Below are 17,441 nucleotides of genomic sequence, written 5' to 3' on the forward strand. Positions count from 1 at the left end.
TATTTATTACACTATGCAAATTTTTTTAAAAAAAAATAAAAAATAAGTTACAGCTAGCGCTATATGATTTCTGTTTATAAATTGAAACCAAAATTTCAGCAGTTGCTGATGCCGATCTTGAACTTTTTGCATCAAAGGAAGATAACGGCCAATCAAATTACAATTGGATCGATCGTATTCTCGTTGATCATTGCTTTGTTTTTTTGGTATGCTGATCGTTTCCCGATTTTCTTTTTGGTCCTGCCAATCGGATTGTTATTCCGCATGGCCTTGAATGCCTTAGATGGTATGATGGCGAGGCTTTTTAATCAGACCAGCAAGACCGGAGAGGTTTTGAACGAAGTCGGAGATATTGTTTCGGATGTCGTGCTATTTTTTCCTTTGTTGAAGTTTCATCCGGAAAGCGTGTATCCAATTGTCGCTTTTATTGTCTTGAGTGTTGTGAATGAATTTTGTGGATTGATAGGGAAGGTAATTGCCAATGATCGTCGTTACGATGGGCCGATGGGCAAAAGTGATCGTGCTTTGCTGTTGGGCGTATATGGAATTTTAGCATTATTGCATATTTCTATCGTTGCTATTTCGGGCTATATTTTTGGCGTTTTGTGCTTACTCTTACTTTTGAGTTCGGTAACTCGATTGAGAAAGGCTTTGGCGCATGGCTGATGCCAATGGCAAGTTTGCAGATGTTCCTGTTCGTGTTAGAAGCTGGGGTTATATTGTCTTGGTGCTGGCGGTTGCTTTCGTCCCACCAACATTATCACCTTTGTTTGTTGCCTGGATAACCTTTCAAGGGATGTGCGAATTTGCGCGTATGTTTATCCCTGAATGGAAGGCGAATCCATTTGTATTCCTTTCCATGGCATTGTTGCAAGCGTTGCTTCTGTACTTTTGTTCCTATCAAGAATATTTAGTGTTGGCCAGCTTCATGTGTTTAGGGACTGCTTTATTTTTCAAATATGGTTTAAAGGTTAAGAAGGGAACTGTATTTGGACTGTTTTTTGGCGCCGTAGCTTGTTTGCTTGCCTTTAGCCATTTAGCTTTTATCCGATCCATTAAAATGGATGGCATCGCGTTCCTAGGACTAAAATTAATCGGATATATTGTTGTGTTAACGGAACTGAATGACGTCTTTCAATACCTGATGGGCAAGTTTTTTGGCAAACGTAAAATCGTTCCGCGTATTAGCCCAAATAAGACAATTGCTGGATGTGTGGGCGGTATCGGCTTAACAATTATACTGAGTAATTTATTGGGGTATTTCCTACTGCCTTTTCAGAATTTTCTATACTTTTCGTTGTTCGGTTTGTTCTTCGGTATTTTGGGATTCTGGGGAGATGTTCTTTTTTCCTATCTGAAAAGGAAGGCAGGAGTGAAAGATACTGGAACATTGATTCCCGGGCATGGTGGCTTATTGGACCGTATCGATAGTCTGATCTTCAATGCGCCACTGTTTTATGCTCTGATTATCCTGTTGTTGGGGAATTAATAAAATTTGACGAATGTAGTGGAGAGAAGGTTAATTAAAATTTCAATGTGATGGCTTATCAACGTGCTGTTTTATTTTCAGGGGGTGGAACGCGGTTCAGTCTATATATGGGCATGTACGCTGCGTTAGATGAGCTGGGCTTAAAACCAGATCTGCTTATAGCAAGCTGCGGCGGTTCAATGGCAGTCGCTGTTATACAGGCCTTTGCTACACATGAAGCCCGCAAGTGCTATCTACAATCTGAAGAATTTTATCGGTTTTTCTTGCATCATCGGCTCACTGAACAGCGTCGTTTGGTGAAGCTGGGCGTGTATGTTTTGAAAAAACAGCTGAACGAAAAACGGGCGCCCTTTATCGAGGATGTCTTTAATCGCTATCTCGTTGATATGGAACAGGATCTTTCCTTACTATTGCCTACTTTAGATAGACCATTCTCGGCAGCAATACCGGCACTGGTGGTCGGCGCTAAAATGCTGTTCAGCCCGTCTGAAGTAGGGCAGCGGCGTGGAGATCGGAAACTCTATCAAAAAATGCTGATGGGAACTAAGGATGTATTGGCCAATGTGCCTATTGAGGCAATAGGCATTGCGGATGAGAATTATGTGCATAGTGCAGTGGCTGAAGAAGTTCATTTGAGTGCTGAATTTTCTGTGCTACAGGCGGCCCGTATTTCGATGTCCGATATGTTTTATATTAAACCTGTATGTTCCAATAATACCCATTACGCTGGTGGAGCAATTGATCTCGTTCCAATGGAGCTAGCAAATGTGCTTGCTGAAAACATTATATGTGAGCGAAAACAACCTTACAAACGACAAGAAGAAGCGTTGGTACGGGCAGTATTGGGCTTTAGCGGAAATAAACGGTTAGCAGATTTGGAACAACATTTTCCGTATGCACATTGGATAGATACACAGGATGCCGCGAAACAATTAGCTGGGAAATACTGTAAAAAAGGAATTGATTGGCGTAAATTTGAAGTTACGCTTTCTTTCCCGAGAGATCTGGAAGAATTTACTGAAGCGATGGAAGCGCAATGGAACTATGGCTATGAGGTGACATTAAAATCATTGAAATGAAAGTATTTATTGCCGGTGGCACAAGTGGAATAGGCCTTGCTTTGGCCAAGCGCTACCTCGAACAGGGAGCAGAGGTCGCTGTGTGTGGTCGTGATCTGACGAAAATGTCAGCATATTCCTGGACGCATAGCCTTAAAAGTTTTGAAGTAGACGTATGTCAATTAAACAGTCTGCAGGATGCGGTCAGTACATTTTGTGCACATTCATCTTTGGACCTCTTTATCAATTGTACCGGGAGTTACGCAGATGACGTTGCTCAACAGACAAGTTATCAGGATGTGGTTGCCATGCTACAGGTGAATATGATGGGTACGATAAATTGTTTCGAAGCGGCAAGAATGGTTATGCAGGGTCATTCGGAAGGACAGATTGCAATCGTCGCATCGGTATCGGGAACGCTTCATTTTCCAAATTCAAGCCTATATAGTAAGACCAAGCGTGCTGCAATCCAAGTGGCTGATGCATATCGGAGGGCACTCCAGCCGTATGGAATTGCGGTTACTGTTATCGCCCCGGGCTATGTTGATACAGATAAACTGAGAGCGCTCAATAAGCAAGATTTGTCTAAAAAGCCATTTTTAATACCCGTAGACGACGCTGCACAGCGTATAATGGCAGCTATCGAACAGAAGAAGAAGCAAGTAGTGTTTCCGAAGCGTATGAAGTGGCTAATGGCATCGCTGGGACTACTTCCAAATATCGTATTGAATAAAATTATGTCGAGGAAGGCCAAATGGATGAAAAACGACTGAAAAATAGGGGACTGCAATTTGCTGTTTTCCTTTATTGTGCGCTATTTTTCCAGTTGACTTATTCTGCTGCTTCGATCCATGCTGCAAATCAGGTATGGGTATCTTCATTTGCGTTTCCTTTTGAACGCTTTATACCGTTTGTATCTTGGATGATTATTCCCTACATGAGCAGTGGTTTGTTCTTCGCTTTGGTTCCCTTCTGTTGTCCAAGTCGAAAGGAACTCTGGGTTTATACAAAGCGTTTCAGCTTTATTACCATTGTTTCTATTTGTTGTTTTTTTATTTTCCCTTTGCGATTTTCCTTTGTTCGGCCTAGCGTTGAATATCCAGTTTTTGAATTTTTCTTCGTCTTTTTAGGGAAGTACGATTCCCCATTTAATCAAGCACCTTCGTTGCATGTGGCCTATGCATGTCTGTTTTGGTCGGTGCTCGGTAGGCAGCTAAAAGGATGGAAAAAAGGGGCTGTGGGAATTTGGCTGCTGCTCATGGGGATTGCTACACTCACCGTTTATCAGCACCATCTGGTGGATGTGCTGACCGCATTGATTTTGGTTCACATGGGATTCGTTCTATTCCCATCTCCATCGGGACTGCTTCATGACAGTGCATTATCTATGTTAAAGGCCGGGAATTTGCCCTTTTTGGCTGGTACCGAAAAGGCAAATTTATACGAAAAGACGAAATTAGACCTCGAAGCGGAGATTTGTCGTAGAAACCAAAGAATTGGTAACGTTTACTATGCCATTGGCTGGAGTTTATTGTTACTGGCATTGTGGGGCGGAGCTCATGCTTTTGGATTATATCTTTTGTGTTGGCCATCCCTGGTCTGCATTGCGGTAGGAAGGAATTATGTTATCAATAATCCAAGGTTTCTAAAAGATGATAAAGGTTGGATACCTGGATTTAAAAAATGGTTTTATTGTCCATATCAATGCATATATTGGTTACTGTGGCGTTTTGTCAGACGCAGCAATAATCCGCCTTTATTTGAAATTTTACCAGGTTGTTATGTGGGGCCGAGGATGACTGCAGGAGATCTCCGTGTGCTTGGTCTGAATAAGCATCTGGTTGTTTTTGATCTGGCTGCTGAATTGGAAGAAATGCCTATTCTACATTTGGAGAAAAACTATCATTCGTTTCCATTGTTGGATATAGCAGCAATTAAATTGTCGGATGCCGAAAGGATATTGGCAGCGCTCGTAATCAGTTATCAACAATTGAAGAGAGGTGAAAATATGATTATACATTGTACAATGGGTTACAGCAGGAGTATGATTTTTGCTGTTCTATTGTCACAAAAAATATTATCTTTAGATTTAATGGATGCTATAGATCGGGTTAAATCTCATAATAAGCATCTTGTATTGCATAAACATGCACTTGAGTTGATGGAGGTGCTGGTCGAGAGAAATAGCTAGACGGTCCTTTGCATGATCTTTGTTATGAAATATACTATTTGATATTAGTACGTAAAAATTATACATGAAATCAGGTTACTTCAAGAGTTTTGATCAAGGAGAGTTATTATATCGCGTTTGGAATTATCAGGCCGGACAGCGGGCATTGGTCGTAATGCACCGTGGGCATGAGCATTCGGAACGTCTGCAGGAGATGGCTACGGATCCCCAGTTTGCCGATCATTCGATCTTTGCATTTGATTTGCGCGGACATGGTTATACGAAAGAACCAGTTTCACCGATCTTTATGGATTATGTGCGGGATTTGGATAGTTTCGTTCATTATATAGGTCGTGAATATTTGGTTGATTCGAAAGACATTTTCGTTATCGCCAATAGTATTGCGGGGGTTATTGTCAGTGCGTGGGTACATGATTTTGCGCCTAAAGTCGCGGGCATTGCATTGTTGGCACCTGCATTTGAAATTAAATTATATGTGCCCCTAGCAAATCAGATGATTGCTTTGGGAACAAAGCTAAAAAAAGATCTGATTATCCAGAGTTATGTTAAATCGAAGGTATTGACTCATGATGTGGATCAGCAGAAAGCGTACGATGCCGATTCGTTGATTTCCAAATCTATCAATGGCGCTTTGTTGGTTGATCTATTAAAAGCCGGTGAGCGAATCGTTGAAGACGCAGCGGCGATTGATATCCCTGTGATTGTCCTTTCTGCTGAAAAAGATTATGTAGTCAAAAATTCGTTACAGAAAAAATTCTTTGTGACAATAGCTTCAAAGTTGAAGACTTTTATCACTTTACGTAATTTCTACCACGGGATTCTATTTGAAACAAATCGGCAGAAAGTTTATCACTATCTGCGAAATTTTATCGACAAGGCCTATGCCCGACAAAGTCCTGAACTGACGCTTGAACCCGATGAATTTTCGGTGAAAGAGTATGAACAATTATACCATAAGCTACTTCCTGCAGGTGAAAAATTGAATTATGCTGTCCAAAAATGGGCATTAGGTAAAATAGGTTCCTTAAGTAAAGGAATGAATTTAGGCCTGCAGTTTGGATTTGATTCGGGGATATCGCTGGACTACGTCTATCGCAATGAATCGCAGGGAAAAAATCGCTTCGGCCGTATGCTCGACCGGGGTTATCTGGAGGCGATTGGATGGAAAGGAATTCGCATTCGAAAACAGCACTTATTACAGTTATTGGAAGAGAATATCGCGAAGGTCAAAGCTGCTGGAAAGGCCGTGAAGATATTGGATATTGCTGGCGGTACCGGAAATTACTTATTTGATATCAAAGAGAAATATCCCGAAGCCGAAATCGTGATTAATGAGTTTCTGTTGTCCAATATTGAGGTGGGAGAGAGGATTATCCGTAGAAATGGATTGCAGGGGATGCGATTTACCAATTACGATTGTTTTGATCCAGCTACTTATTCCAAACTGGAATTTGAACCTAATATTGTTATTATCTCAGGCATCTTTGAACTTTTTGGTGACAATGAAATGGCAAGTAGGGCTGTAAAAGGTGCAACTTCGATTTGCGAAGCAAGCAGTCATTTGGTTTATACTGGACAGCCATGGCATCCACAGCTGAAGATGATTGCTTATGTGTTAAACAGCCATCAGAAAAAAGATTGGGTGATGCGCCGTCGTTCGCAGAAAGAATTAGATCGTCTGATGGCTTACAACGGAGTCGTTAAGGAACGTATGTTGATCGATGACTTTGGTATATTTACGGTGTCTTCGGGAACGGTAAAGTGGTAGCCAGTATCTTAACAGTGAAAAGTTATGCCTTTGTTTAGGGTAATTAATGATTATTCCAGCTAACGCTTCCTATTGCGTCAGCTGGAATAATCAGGACGAATATTAATTCCTGTAGGCACGGATAGCTTGTATGATACCCTCTAGGTTTTCGTTAAAGTCCTGCATTTGTGCAAAGACCTTATCATCTTTGGCAAGTCCACCATGTTTATTGTTCTTGCGGAATATTTCTTTGATGTGTTCCCACCGTTCTTGTTCCACTGTATTGATTAATCCAGCAAGTTCTTTCAATTTTAAAAGATTACTTTCCGTATCGGCAGTAAGGGTTTGTGACTCACTTTCATAATGTGCGAGGAGAACTTGATCGATTTCCTGTTCGTTCATCATCGGCACAACTTGTGCGACGAGCTTACTCATATTCCGATAAGACCCTTGCAGTTTGAACGGCGGTTCTGTTCGGTAATTGTCCTGCATGGCCGCACTTTGAATATAATTTTGGTTGACCTTGATGACAACGTTTCTGATCTTTAATACATGTTTTAATACCGTGATAAAATCATCGATATCTTGCTTCAGGTAATTGCCTTCTAAATCGGGAAGTTGATCTACAACCGATTGTGCATAGTTCACTAAAGCATAGAAATCGTTGAAGGATTTGCTTGCTATTTTTTCAAGGTAGCTGTTTTCAATTGCCGCATTTTCAATTAAGCTGAGATTGAAAAGGGCTTCGGTATCACCGATCACATCCCCAAGATTGTATACATCTGCACGGTTGGCCAACATATCTGGAATCTGAAATTTGGATCCGCTTTCGGTGTAAGGGTTTCCTGCCATTACGATGCAGAATCTTTTCCCACGCAAATCGTATGTTTTACTCTCACCTTCAAAAATACCGTCGATCTTACGTTGCCCATCAGCCAATGAAATGAATTTCTGAAGGAATTCGGGATTCAAATGTTGGATATCATCGAGGTAAAGCATCACATTATCGGCCATTTCGAAAGCAAGATTGATCTTCTTAAGTTCCTCACGTTCACCAGAGGTTTTCGCTTCCACAGGATCTATTGAAGTAATGGAATGCCCTATTGTAGGTCCGTTGATTTTCACAAAATGTAATCCCATGGTTTTCGCGAGGTATTCCATTAATGTTGTCTTTCCGTAACCTGGCGGAGAAATGAGGAGAAGCATACCCATCCTGGCGGTACGTTTATTGTCGCCAGCTGCCCCCAGCTGTTTGGCCAAATTATTTCCGATCAATGGGAAGTAAACTTCGTTGATCAACTTATTTCGGACAAAAGATGTTAGGACTTTTGGTTCAAATTCGCCGATTTTCAGCTCCTTGGCGTATGTTTTTCCGAGCTGCTCCTTCAAAGAAGCGAATTCTTGAAAACGAGGAACATTCCATTCGGCAAAAGTCTTCAATCTACGCAGAAATTGATGGTATTGAATCTGCTCTTCTCCATTGTTCAAGATCGCGTGATTTCCCTTTAATCCCTGGATGAGTGCATTGTCTTTGGCGATGATCAATTGGTATTCATCCTTCGGATAAAGAAGCGTGACTGCAGTTTCCTCCACGTACTTTTGGAAATCCTGGTAATCGTCGTGCTCGTCGATAAAAGAATTTAGCCAATTTAAGGTCAAATAGAAGCGGTCTACGAGACTAAATTGTGTATGCTGAATATCTGCTTCAAAGAGTTTAAAACTCTTTTTGTTTTCCAATAGCCGGATGAAAGCCTTTTTAAGTTCATCCGATTGCTCACTGACGACAAACTTGCTGTAGCTTGTGAAAGTCTGGAAGAGATAGCTCGCGACGTCCTCCGCATGAAATGTCGAACGATCCAAATGGGTGTCCCAATTGATGAATAATTTTGTGAGTTCGTCAACGACAGATTGGTAGCGTGTGGAATTTGGAAATGCTTTTAATACCGAATGTGTAGATTGAATCAACGCTTTCTGTTTTTCCTGCTCGTCTTGCGCAAGTGAATGCCAAAACAATTGTGCCATAGCACGCAAATGAGCATCGTAACGTAGAAGATCAAGCTTGCTATCTAGCTGTTTGATGGTATCATAGATTACTAAGGCATCAAAGTTATGCACTCCTTTGACATAACCTTCCGAATAACTTTGCTCGACAGTCTGATTGATAAACAGGTTGGCATCAAAATCTAACTGTCCTTTGGAAGCAAGGAATGTTTTATAGGCGAGATATTCAGCCCGGTATACGTCCTTGTTTTCGGAAATCAGTTCCTGATCCCAAATATCGCTAAAGTTTTCGATCTCGGATCCTTTGACTTTTTGATAGAAGCTCGTTCCGGTAAGATGGAAGAATAGTTCGTCATTTTTGCGTACGAGTGTTAAACTGAGTGACTGACTATTGACGGCAAATTTATGCTTGCCAAGCGCAATAATGTTCTCTCCATCTACAAAAAGATCATTCTTGTCACGTAAAATGCGTAATGCATCCTCCTGAGATTTTTTGAGCAGGTTTTCAAGATTTTCGGCTTTTGAAACATCACTGAGCGTTTTCAGTTCTTGCACAAGCTGTCTGATTTTGTCAATCATCAAATCTGAAGCAAAGAAACTTAGGATTTCCTCACGCGTTGCAAATGTCTTTGATTTGTTTTCGATATTCTTTAATACGCGAAGTCCAATTTGCTCGAGTGAAGAGCTACGTTTGTTGATCTGTTCAACGATTTGCTCTCTGCGGGAATTAAATGCTTTGATGATCTCATCGCGTTTATCTGCTATCTTCAGGGCGAAGTCCTCAAATTCTGAAAACTTACTTTCGAGTTCCTCCAGTTGGACAATGACCTTGGTATAGTACTCGTCTACTTTTTCTGTTGTCGTAGAGAGTTCAAGGTAGTTGGTGACAGACTGTTCCAATAGGGTAAGTTGGGCAGAAAATTCTGCAATGGCTTCCGTACTTTTTAATGAATTGAGTTTGCGCGTAAGCTGCGCCCGGACCTCATTCAAAGAAGAGAAAATAACGGCTATCTTTTCGATGATTTTGGTGGTCTGGGTGGAGTCGTCGATTTTTAAACTGTTTAGAATATCAATCAACAGCTCCAGCTCACTCGATATAGTCGAATTGGCTTCCTCGATCGCTTTGGCGTCATAGACTTTGACAATTGCTGCAACATTGTTTTTCTGCTGCTCCACTTTCTGCTCATAGGGTTGTAAAGCCTCGTCGCGAAGTAAGAAAGCGATTGTCTTTTCGGCAAGTTCGGTGGTGATTGACTGTAGCTTCTCGAGTAAAGCATCGATACGGACTATATCAATATATTTGACATTTTTGAGGTCAATGATTTCGCCCTGTAAACGTCGTGAATCTGCCAATTGATGAACAAGTTGATCCAGCTTTTCGACTACTGTACTATTGATGGAAAAGGTAAGCTCTTCCATTTTCTTCTCGGCACTGCTATTGAGTTCTGTGGCGTATTTACGTTGGGCTTGGACCTTAACAAATTCGTCAATTGCCGTATTGGCGACCTCCTTGATCTGAGCCAACGGCTGACCAAGGTTGGACAAGGCTTCATCCTTTATCCAAAAATAAGAGTCAAGCAGGACTGTCGATTTTTTGAGTATATCCTCGTAAAGACCTTCATAACTGTCTTCTTTGTTGATGAGCTGTATGACTTCTTGTGCCTCGGCCATGGCCTGTACGATCTGTTTATTACCAACCTTATAAAGTGGGTCGTCTTTTTTTAACTCATTTTCTTTGAGCACGGCCATGTAAGGGGTTTCCCAGATCTGAACCTGATGATGCCTTGTTGCTTCGGCCTCTGTATGGAAGTAAATTAAACTACCGTCTTTAAAAAGTGTGAATCCATTGCAGATGATCGGCGTTTCGACATGCTGCTGAATGATGTTATAAGACAGTAAGATGTAGGTATTCGTTTCCTCCTGACAAAAGATATAGAGAAAGTCTTCACCGTTTGGTGATGCGATGCGTCTAAGGAAACTAACCCGGTCAAACTGGACGTCAAAGATTTTATGGGTGCCATTCTGCAGGTAGTATCCGTTAGAAAAAATGATTCCTTGATTATCGGGTAGTAAAATGGCTGATTCATTCAGGGATTTAAGATTCACCACTTCTTTTGTCCGTTGATTAAAGACAAATGCACGGAAATCTTCTTGATACGGTTTGATGCGAACGGCAATCAAATTGCCAAGGTCTGCATAGTAGTAATCCGCATCATCCAATTGTTGGTCGGCGTTTGAAACTTTTTCAGAGAAGATTCCTTTCCCTGTATCGGTGTTATTTTCAATTTTGAAAGTAATATCGCCATTGATCGCTTCTATAAAGATCTTGTCCTTAATGGATATGTGTGGGTGTTTTCCGAGGCGACGGTCTTCCAAGGTTGTTTTTGTCCATTCAAATTCAAATTGGTTGGGCAATTTGACTTCGTGGATGCTGCGGTCATCCTGATATTGGAGCTTTCCGTCTTTAATCAACCACTTGAATGCCTTCAGGTCAGCAGGATTTTTGCTGGTCTGAAAGATCATATAAAGATAGTTTTCCGTACGTCGAAACTTGGAAAAGATCGAGTCGCGATAGTATTTGTATAAATTTTGATAATCGCCAATGAAATTAGGATCATTGATCAGATCGAGTGATTGTGGGATAAACTGATTGTTTTCGAACGTATATACACTGAAAACATCTTCGAGTTTAATTTCGGTACGTAACCCAAAATGGACGTTATAACCAAATATACATAGCTTGTCCAGGGCCAAAATACCGCGAGCAACACAGTTATTTTCTGTCGTGATCCGTTGATTGGCTTTGAGTATAAAACTTGTCGCATTAAATACTTCCTTGCGGGCATTATTTAGTTGCTGGAGTTTGATAGAAAGCTCTTCCTTTTGTGTAAGGAGCCGCTTTCGAATAATCTCGTATGCACCTTGATCAAGGGAGTCGTTCTGATTTATTACGTTTTCTTCTGGCATAAAATGAGCTTTCTCGACTTGGTATATGTGATAAAATCTTGTGTTCGTTGCCTGCAATGCTAATTAGCATTGCAGGCAATAGTGAATTGGGTATGGGCTAGGACAGTTTCTTGTTTGATATGCCCAAGTTTTTCGCCAATCCGAACAAAGAATTGATAAAGCTGCTGTCTTCGCCATTTTCAGCGTCAGTCGCCGCTTGTTGAAGTTTAATCAATGCTGCTGAAACGGTGAGGTTCTTAATATCGTTTGTGGAAATTCCATATTTATCGGCTAATCCACGCACCTTCTCTGCGAGGTCTCCTTGTCCATCTGGACCTATCAAAGAATTTTTAATAGCTGTGGCATGTTTAGAGTTGTCAATCAAGTGATCAAAACCTTTGGAGTTGGATACTTGACGGACGATATTCTCAAAGAACATGGTTTCACCACCAACAATATCGATTTTTGCTGTTTTAAGTGCTTCCGATAATACGCCGGCTTGTGCTTGAGCAATGTCTTTTTGGATATTGATGTGTGCGAGTTCAATATCACGTTCTTTTTGCAATTGCAATTTGAATTCTTCGTGATCTCTGCCCACGCCGTCCAATTTCTTCATAGCCTCAGCTTTCTCTTCGATACCTTTTGCTTCAGCAAGTGCTTTCTCGCGCACAACTTCCGCCTGTGCTAAGCCCTCTTTACGCATCGCTTCCGCTTTCTTCTCAATGACACTAGCTTCTACAGTACCTTGTTTTTCTTCAGCTTCAGCTTTGGCAACCATAACTTCGGCCTCGGATAAGCCAAGCGCAGCTTCTTCTTTGGCTTGTGCCTCGGCAATAATCTTACGACTTTCGGCCTCTTTGAGCGATGCTTCTTTTTTCGCTTCCGCATCGATCAATAGTTCTTGTGCACGCTTTTCGGCGATTTTACGAGCAGCCTCCGCGTCGATTACTTTTTTCTCTGCTTCCTGTTCTGCCGCAATTTTTGCAGCTTCGGCAGCTTTAACAGTTGAAATTAATTTTTCTTCTGCTTCTTGTGATGCCGCAATAACACCCGCTTGTTTTTTACGTTCTACTTCACGGAATACCTCGATGTCTTTGACGCCTTGTTGCTCTTCAACAACACCTTTTTCCAATTGTACACGTTCTTTGATAACGCCTTGGATACTTTTCTTTTCGGTTTCGATCGAGCGTTCTTTGTCGATCTGTGCTAAGGTAACAATGCGCTCGCGTTCTGTTTGTTCTAAGGCGCGATCTTTTTCTACACGTTCGGCCTCCACAGCATCGGTACGTTGTTTATTCTTTTCAGCAATGATAATCTGCCGCAGTTTATTTTCTTCTTGAACAGCGAGTTGCTCTTCGGTAGAAATCCGGACGCTTTCGTACTTGAGACGTTCTTCTTCACGGACCTTTGCTATTTCTGCTTCTTCGCGTGCTCTGATGTTGTCAATTTCCCGTTTTTGTTTCTCTTCCTTTTCGGCAAGCTGACGGTCTAGTTCTAGAATCGCTTCCCTTGCTTCCACGTTTTGTTTTTTGATTAGTTTCTCCTCATCACGACGAATGAAGTTGGCGTTTATATTTTGTTTGGCTGTTAATTCGGTGATCTTTTTGATACCCTCACTGTCTAGGATATTATTTGGATTGAGATGTTCGATGTCGGTCTGTTCAAGGTAATCAATCGCACAGTCGTCCAAAATATAACCATTAAGATCAGTTCCGATGACGTCCAGTATCTCATCACGGAATTCGCGACGGGCTTCGTATAATTCAATGAAATCAAATTTCTTACCTACTGTTTTGAGTGCTTCGGAGAATTTAGATTCAAAAATACTTTTTAATGTTTCTGGTTCACTGGCGCGGTCGCAACCTAAATTTTGGGCTACATTGATCACATCATCTACATTTTTATTGACACGAACAAAGAAAGCAACTTTGATATCTGCACGAATATTGTCCTTACAGATCAAACCTTCACCCTGCATACGGGCAATCTCAATTTTTTTGATTGAGATATCCATGATCTCCATCTTGTGAAATACAGGTACAACATACATTCCCTTGTTGAATGCTACTTTTGTACCACCAACACCGGTTCGTACAATCGCCTTCCCTTGTGGAATTTTCTTGTAGAATGCACTCAATACAACAAAGAATGCAAAAATTAAAAAGACAGCCAAACCGACAATTAAAAGTATAATTCCGTTTAAGCCACTTAAAAATAAAAGAGGTTGATATAGCATATGATTTGTATTTATTTAGATTTTAATATTTGGGTTTACGATTAGAATTTAAAGAATAAAGATTCGCTCTTTTAGGACAGTTGTTTAGTGTCGGGGCTTTGCGTTTATTCCTTTTCCATTAAATATTGTCTATCGTGATTTCTTTGGTCACATAATAATATTTCTTGTCCTTGGATTCGTCAATAATAATGACATCGTCTCCATAGCCTATTTTCTCCCCATTATGGCTGACAACATTGAGGCGAATAGGATCCTGTTGGATGATAAATTCGGCAGAACCTATTTTCTTGCCTTCAATACTGGCTCTCATTTTACCCATGCGACCAAGAAAATCGTGACTTTCTTCGCCATTGTAACCTATACTTTTGAACATTTTAGCTAAAGGTTTGGTCAGAAAATGCATTAAAATAAATGTAACAATAAAAACAGGGATGAGGATTAATACGGACTTTATTCCCCATGAAGCAACGTCTATAAAGAGTGAAGAAACAATGGTAATTATCCAGCCTATAAATTTGAACAGTGTTACAATAAGCATGATGGGTACTTTGCCAACATTGATGTAATCCATTGCTTTCGCAAAGAAGCCAGGTTCTGTATTAGCGTCCGTATCCGTATGATGATGGTGTGTATGATCGCCGCCCTCAGTTGCGATATCATGTGAGCCATCAACGTCCGTGACATCAGGTGTAGGATGGAGGTCTATATCTGCATCGGCATCAAATAGATGTACTCCATCACCCATCAGAAACATAAATAACCAATACACTACAGACATGCCAGTTAAGACTGTCATAATTCCATTGGACAATGGATTGAATAAGATATTGATTAATTCTGTCATAGTGTTATTGTTTAAATTTTCTCCCTCTTGAACGTGTAATGAAACGACCAGGAATTCCCATTGACTTCAAGGTCCTGCATGGTTACCAATTCCCAGCCCTGATTTCCAAGATCATTTAAGATTTCATCAATTTTTTCGGGATCCAACTTTGTTCCCCAGAAACCTTTAGGTTCAATTTTTAGTGTTTTATATTCAAATCTTTTCATCATTATTTAATTTTCTTTTTAGTTCTTCTAATTCGTTGTTGACGGCTTCAGACCCGCCTATGGTCTCGTTGATCTCATCAACTTTACTTTTGTTACCTAGTGCAATCTCACCATAGGCCTTTGCTAGTGCTTCATCTTCTTCGACTTTCTCTTTCATACGTTCTAACATGGAAATCGTACTATTGGAATCGATATTAGCGAGCTGACGATTGACCATTTTAGCTGCGTTGGATACCTTTACACGTGCCTTTAAAGTAGAGAGTTCACCTTCCCATTTCGATATATTGAATTTGAGAATGTCTACATTTTTGTGTAGCTCATCCGCTGAACTTTGATGAATCACGGCTTGTTTCTCCAATTCACCAGCTTCGATTAATAACTGTTTTTTCAACAACAGCGCTTCCTTTGCAAGACCTTCTGCCTTTTCTGTCGTTAATTCTCCCTTTTGTGCTTTTTGGAGTAATAGAATAGCTTTGTTTTCGAATTCATTGGCTTCTTCTTTTTTCTTTTCACCATTGTTTTGGGTACGTATGGCTAACGCTTTAACTTTAGCATAGGCTTCTAACGATTGTTCCAGGTCCTCTTTCATCTCACGGATACCCTGTTCCGTCATTTTGATGGGGTCTTCCATTTTGTCCACGACTGCGTGGATCTCGGCTTGACCAATTCTGAAAATTCTCTTAAAAATATTCATTATTCTATAATTTTGAAAAACTTATTAACTGATTATAATATTCACTCATCAAAAGACTCAGCGAATTAATGGCTGCATCAAACTCATTCTGATCGAGATTATGTATTTGTAAGGTATACCGAAATATAACTTTGGTACCATCTTCTGTTAATGCAAACCCACCGTGTATAATATCTCTATTCTTTATCAATAGTGATTTGAACATATCCATGGTGTCATTGCTGATTGTAAAAAGATATTGCTCAAAAATCAGGATGGGTTGGGCAATGCCTACAATCAGGTTACGGATTCCGTCGTCTTCATTTTCGATGACGAAGATTCCTTCTTTTGTATCCTTATGGGTGATGGTGTAACCGATATTGGCGATATAATTTTCAATTTTTGAGAAGTACATAATCAAGTTTTTTATATATTGCACATATTCTTTGCATAAAGGTAATAAAAATGCAAAAATATTTTGCAATAAATATTCAATTTTTTTTAAAATGAGCAACGTAGGCAACAATATTAAGAAATTAAGAAAAGTGAAAGGAATGAGTCAACAGGCATTTGGGGATATTTTTAATCTTACTAGAGGTAATATTTCGTCCTACGAAGAAATGCGCGCAGAGCCAAAAATTGAGATTGTTCTGAAGATTGCAAATTATTTTGGCATTCCTGTGCAGCATCTTATTGAAAAAAATCTATCTGTCAATGAAATTCTTAATTTCAATGATTATTTTGATCCAAATGTTTCTCTTATTGGACGTAAAAGATTGTTACAAATCCCGCTGCTGGAACGAGATGGTATTTTTGAGGCGGGTAGTCATTTTTCGAAATTAGAAGAGCTTCCGATAATTGAATTTCCTTTGCAAAGTAGGAACCGCCTCATCGCAATCGAATACGCTGACGCTATTCCGGTGCCGAGTGATTTTTTGGCTGGCCCTCAATCCATTTTATTTTTTGAAGAGGTAGATGTTCAGAGCCTACATACGTTGGATAAAGCATTTGGTTTGTATTTTTCCGAAGAAGAGTTCTTTATTGGAAAATACAGTTTGCAGGAAAAGGAGATTAGTTTAGCCTTAAATGCCTGGAAGAAGATTGATCTCACTATGGGGGAAAAAGCATATTTCTGGAAATTGTATGGTAGGTTTGAGCGAATCTAATTGCGCGGAACTTTTTCCTATTGTTTATTCTGTTTTGCCGGTATCGGGCGTATTTCCATGTTGTTATCATATCCATGGTTAATTACGTAATTGCAGTCCACTTACAAGGTATTAACAAGGGGTTTGCAGGGGTTTACCCTTGTTATACCCCTGTTATACCCCTGTTAACCCCTTGTAATACCCCTAATATATACGGCCTTGGAGTTGATCTGATGTGGACTTGCCTACAAGAAAAGAAGACTCCTAAATCAGGCCTGCAGAATGTGAGTGTCCACAAAAAATTTCGTAGAGTCGGGCATTGTAATTAAATTAGTTCGATAATAAAGTAACGTTACAAAAAGGTAGGGTTGTGATTAAGATGATGGTGAACTTGTCGATCCGATAAAACTAGAGTGATTTATTTAGTTTTAGAACAACACGCATAAACGGATAAATGACCAGACATAAAAAACTAAATTTAAATAAATGAAGAAAGTAGCCTTATCAGCATTAATTGCTGGATTTTTTGTTATTTCCTGCAATAATTCCACGACTAAAAAAGTCGACGTAAAAGATACAACTGCCGCTATTGACTTAAAAAAAGATACGGCCGAAACGTCGGCAGAAAATAGCGGTGGCGAAGTGCCAATACCGAAATTTAGTTCTGCTGAAACACAAAAATTGGCGGAGGATTACACAAAATATATTAAAGAATTTATCGCTGTTGCTAAAAGCGGCGATGTTGTTAAGCTTAAGGAGCTTGCGGCGAAGCGACAGGAATGGGCGACCAAAGAAACTGAAGCTGTTGCTAAGTTTACGCCAGAAGATGCTAAATTATGGAAGGCTTATGCAGAGAACCTAGGAAGAGCGTTGACTGCAAGCCTGACAAAATAAGTTGGAAACAA

At 40.2% G+C, this 17,441-nt stretch carries 14 protein-coding genes; 8 read left to right on the forward strand and 6 right to left on the reverse strand.

Annotated features, from left to right (window positions below; all coding sequences use genetic code 11):
• Positions 1 to 81: 81 nt before the first annotated feature.
• The 6 genes from AAH582_RS02050 (at position 82) to AAH582_RS02075 (ending at position 6,506) form a co-directional block, all read left to right on the forward strand.
• Positions 82 to 666, forward strand: a complete 585-nt coding sequence (locus AAH582_RS02050; protein ID WP_197084073.1) for a CDP-alcohol phosphatidyltransferase family protein — start codon at positions 82 to 84, stop codon at positions 664 to 666.
• Positions 659 to 1,489, forward strand: a complete 831-nt coding sequence (locus AAH582_RS02055; RefSeq protein WP_115047000.1) for a phosphatidate cytidylyltransferase — start codon at positions 659 to 661, stop codon at positions 1,487 to 1,489. Before AAH582_RS02050 ends, AAH582_RS02055 begins: the two co-directional genes overlap by 8 nt.
• Positions 1,490 to 1,539: 50 nt before the next feature.
• Positions 1,540 to 2,568: a patatin-like phospholipase family protein gene (locus AAH582_RS02060; RefSeq protein ID WP_343321108.1), complete on the forward strand. Its 1,029-nt coding sequence runs from the start codon at positions 1,540 to 1,542 to the stop codon at positions 2,566 to 2,568.
• On the forward strand, positions 2,565 to 3,320 hold the full coding sequence (locus AAH582_RS02065) for an SDR family NAD(P)-dependent oxidoreductase (RefSeq protein ID WP_343321109.1): 756 nt from the start codon (positions 2,565 to 2,567) through the stop codon (positions 3,318 to 3,320). The genes AAH582_RS02060 and AAH582_RS02065 overlap by 4 nt, the downstream gene beginning before the upstream one ends.
• The gene (locus AAH582_RS02070; protein ID WP_343321110.1) at positions 3,302 to 4,738 is read left to right on the forward strand and encodes a phosphatase PAP2/dual specificity phosphatase family protein; all 1,437 of its coding nucleotides are present in this window, start codon (positions 3,302 to 3,304) and stop codon (positions 4,736 to 4,738) included. Before AAH582_RS02065 ends, AAH582_RS02070 begins: the two co-directional genes overlap by 19 nt.
• Before the next feature lie 64 nt (positions 4,739 to 4,802).
• On the forward strand, positions 4,803 to 6,506 hold the full coding sequence (locus AAH582_RS02075; RefSeq protein WP_343321111.1) for a bifunctional alpha/beta hydrolase/class I SAM-dependent methyltransferase: 1,704 nt from the start codon (positions 4,803 to 4,805) through the stop codon (positions 6,504 to 6,506).
• Between the two features lie 102 nt (positions 6,507 to 6,608).
• On the opposite strand, the gene AAH582_RS02080 is transcribed toward AAH582_RS02075, so the two are convergent.
• The 6 genes from AAH582_RS02080 to AAH582_RS02105 all read right to left on the reverse strand — a co-directional run bounded on the left by AAH582_RS02080 (position 6,609) and on the right by AAH582_RS02105 (position 15,806).
• On the reverse strand, positions 6,609 to 11,453 hold the full coding sequence (locus AAH582_RS02080; RefSeq protein ID WP_343321112.1) for a DNA repair ATPase: 4,845 nt from the start codon (positions 11,451 to 11,453) through the stop codon (positions 6,609 to 6,611).
• Positions 11,454 to 11,550: 97 nt separating this feature from the next.
• The gene (locus tag AAH582_RS02085; RefSeq protein ID WP_046674833.1) at positions 11,551 to 13,668 is read right to left on the reverse strand and encodes a flotillin family protein; all 2,118 of its coding nucleotides are present in this window, start codon (positions 13,666 to 13,668) and stop codon (positions 11,551 to 11,553) included.
• A gap of 118 nt (positions 13,669 to 13,786) precedes the next feature.
• Complete coding sequence (locus tag AAH582_RS02090) at positions 13,787 to 14,512, reverse strand: hypothetical protein (protein WP_343321113.1); 726 nt, start codon at positions 14,510 to 14,512, stop codon at positions 13,787 to 13,789.
• A gap of 11 nt (positions 14,513 to 14,523) precedes the next feature.
• A complete protein-coding gene (locus tag AAH582_RS02095; protein WP_083295781.1) occupies positions 14,524 to 14,721 on the reverse strand; it encodes a DUF4177 domain-containing protein in 198 nt (65 codons plus the stop codon).
• The gene (locus AAH582_RS02100; RefSeq protein WP_046674836.1) at positions 14,705 to 15,412 is read right to left on the reverse strand and encodes a PspA/IM30 family protein; all 708 of its coding nucleotides are present in this window, start codon (positions 15,410 to 15,412) and stop codon (positions 14,705 to 14,707) included. The genes AAH582_RS02095 and AAH582_RS02100 overlap by 17 nt, the downstream gene beginning before the upstream one ends.
• Positions 15,413 to 15,416: 4 nt before the next feature.
• Positions 15,417 to 15,806, reverse strand: coding sequence for a YbjN domain-containing protein (locus tag AAH582_RS02105; RefSeq protein WP_046674974.1), 390 nt, complete (start codon positions 15,804 to 15,806; stop codon positions 15,417 to 15,419).
• A 91-nt stretch (positions 15,807 to 15,897) separates the two neighbouring features.
• Here AAH582_RS02105 and AAH582_RS02110 point away from each other — a divergent pair, with 91 nt between their 5' ends.
• The gene (locus AAH582_RS02110) at positions 15,898 to 16,557 is read left to right on the forward strand and encodes a helix-turn-helix domain-containing protein (RefSeq protein ID WP_343321114.1); all 660 of its coding nucleotides are present in this window, start codon (positions 15,898 to 15,900) and stop codon (positions 16,555 to 16,557) included.
• Positions 16,558 to 17,022: 465 nt separating this feature from the next.
• Positions 17,023 to 17,430, forward strand: a complete 408-nt coding sequence (locus tag AAH582_RS02115; RefSeq protein WP_336830151.1) for a hypothetical protein — start codon at positions 17,023 to 17,025, stop codon at positions 17,428 to 17,430.
• Positions 17,431 to 17,441 lie beyond the last annotated feature (11 nt).

Origin of the sequence: Sphingobacterium multivorum, from assembly GCF_039511225.1 — a bacterium.
In the GTDB taxonomy this organism is placed as follows: Bacteria; Bacteroidota; Bacteroidia; order Sphingobacteriales; family Sphingobacteriaceae; genus Sphingobacterium.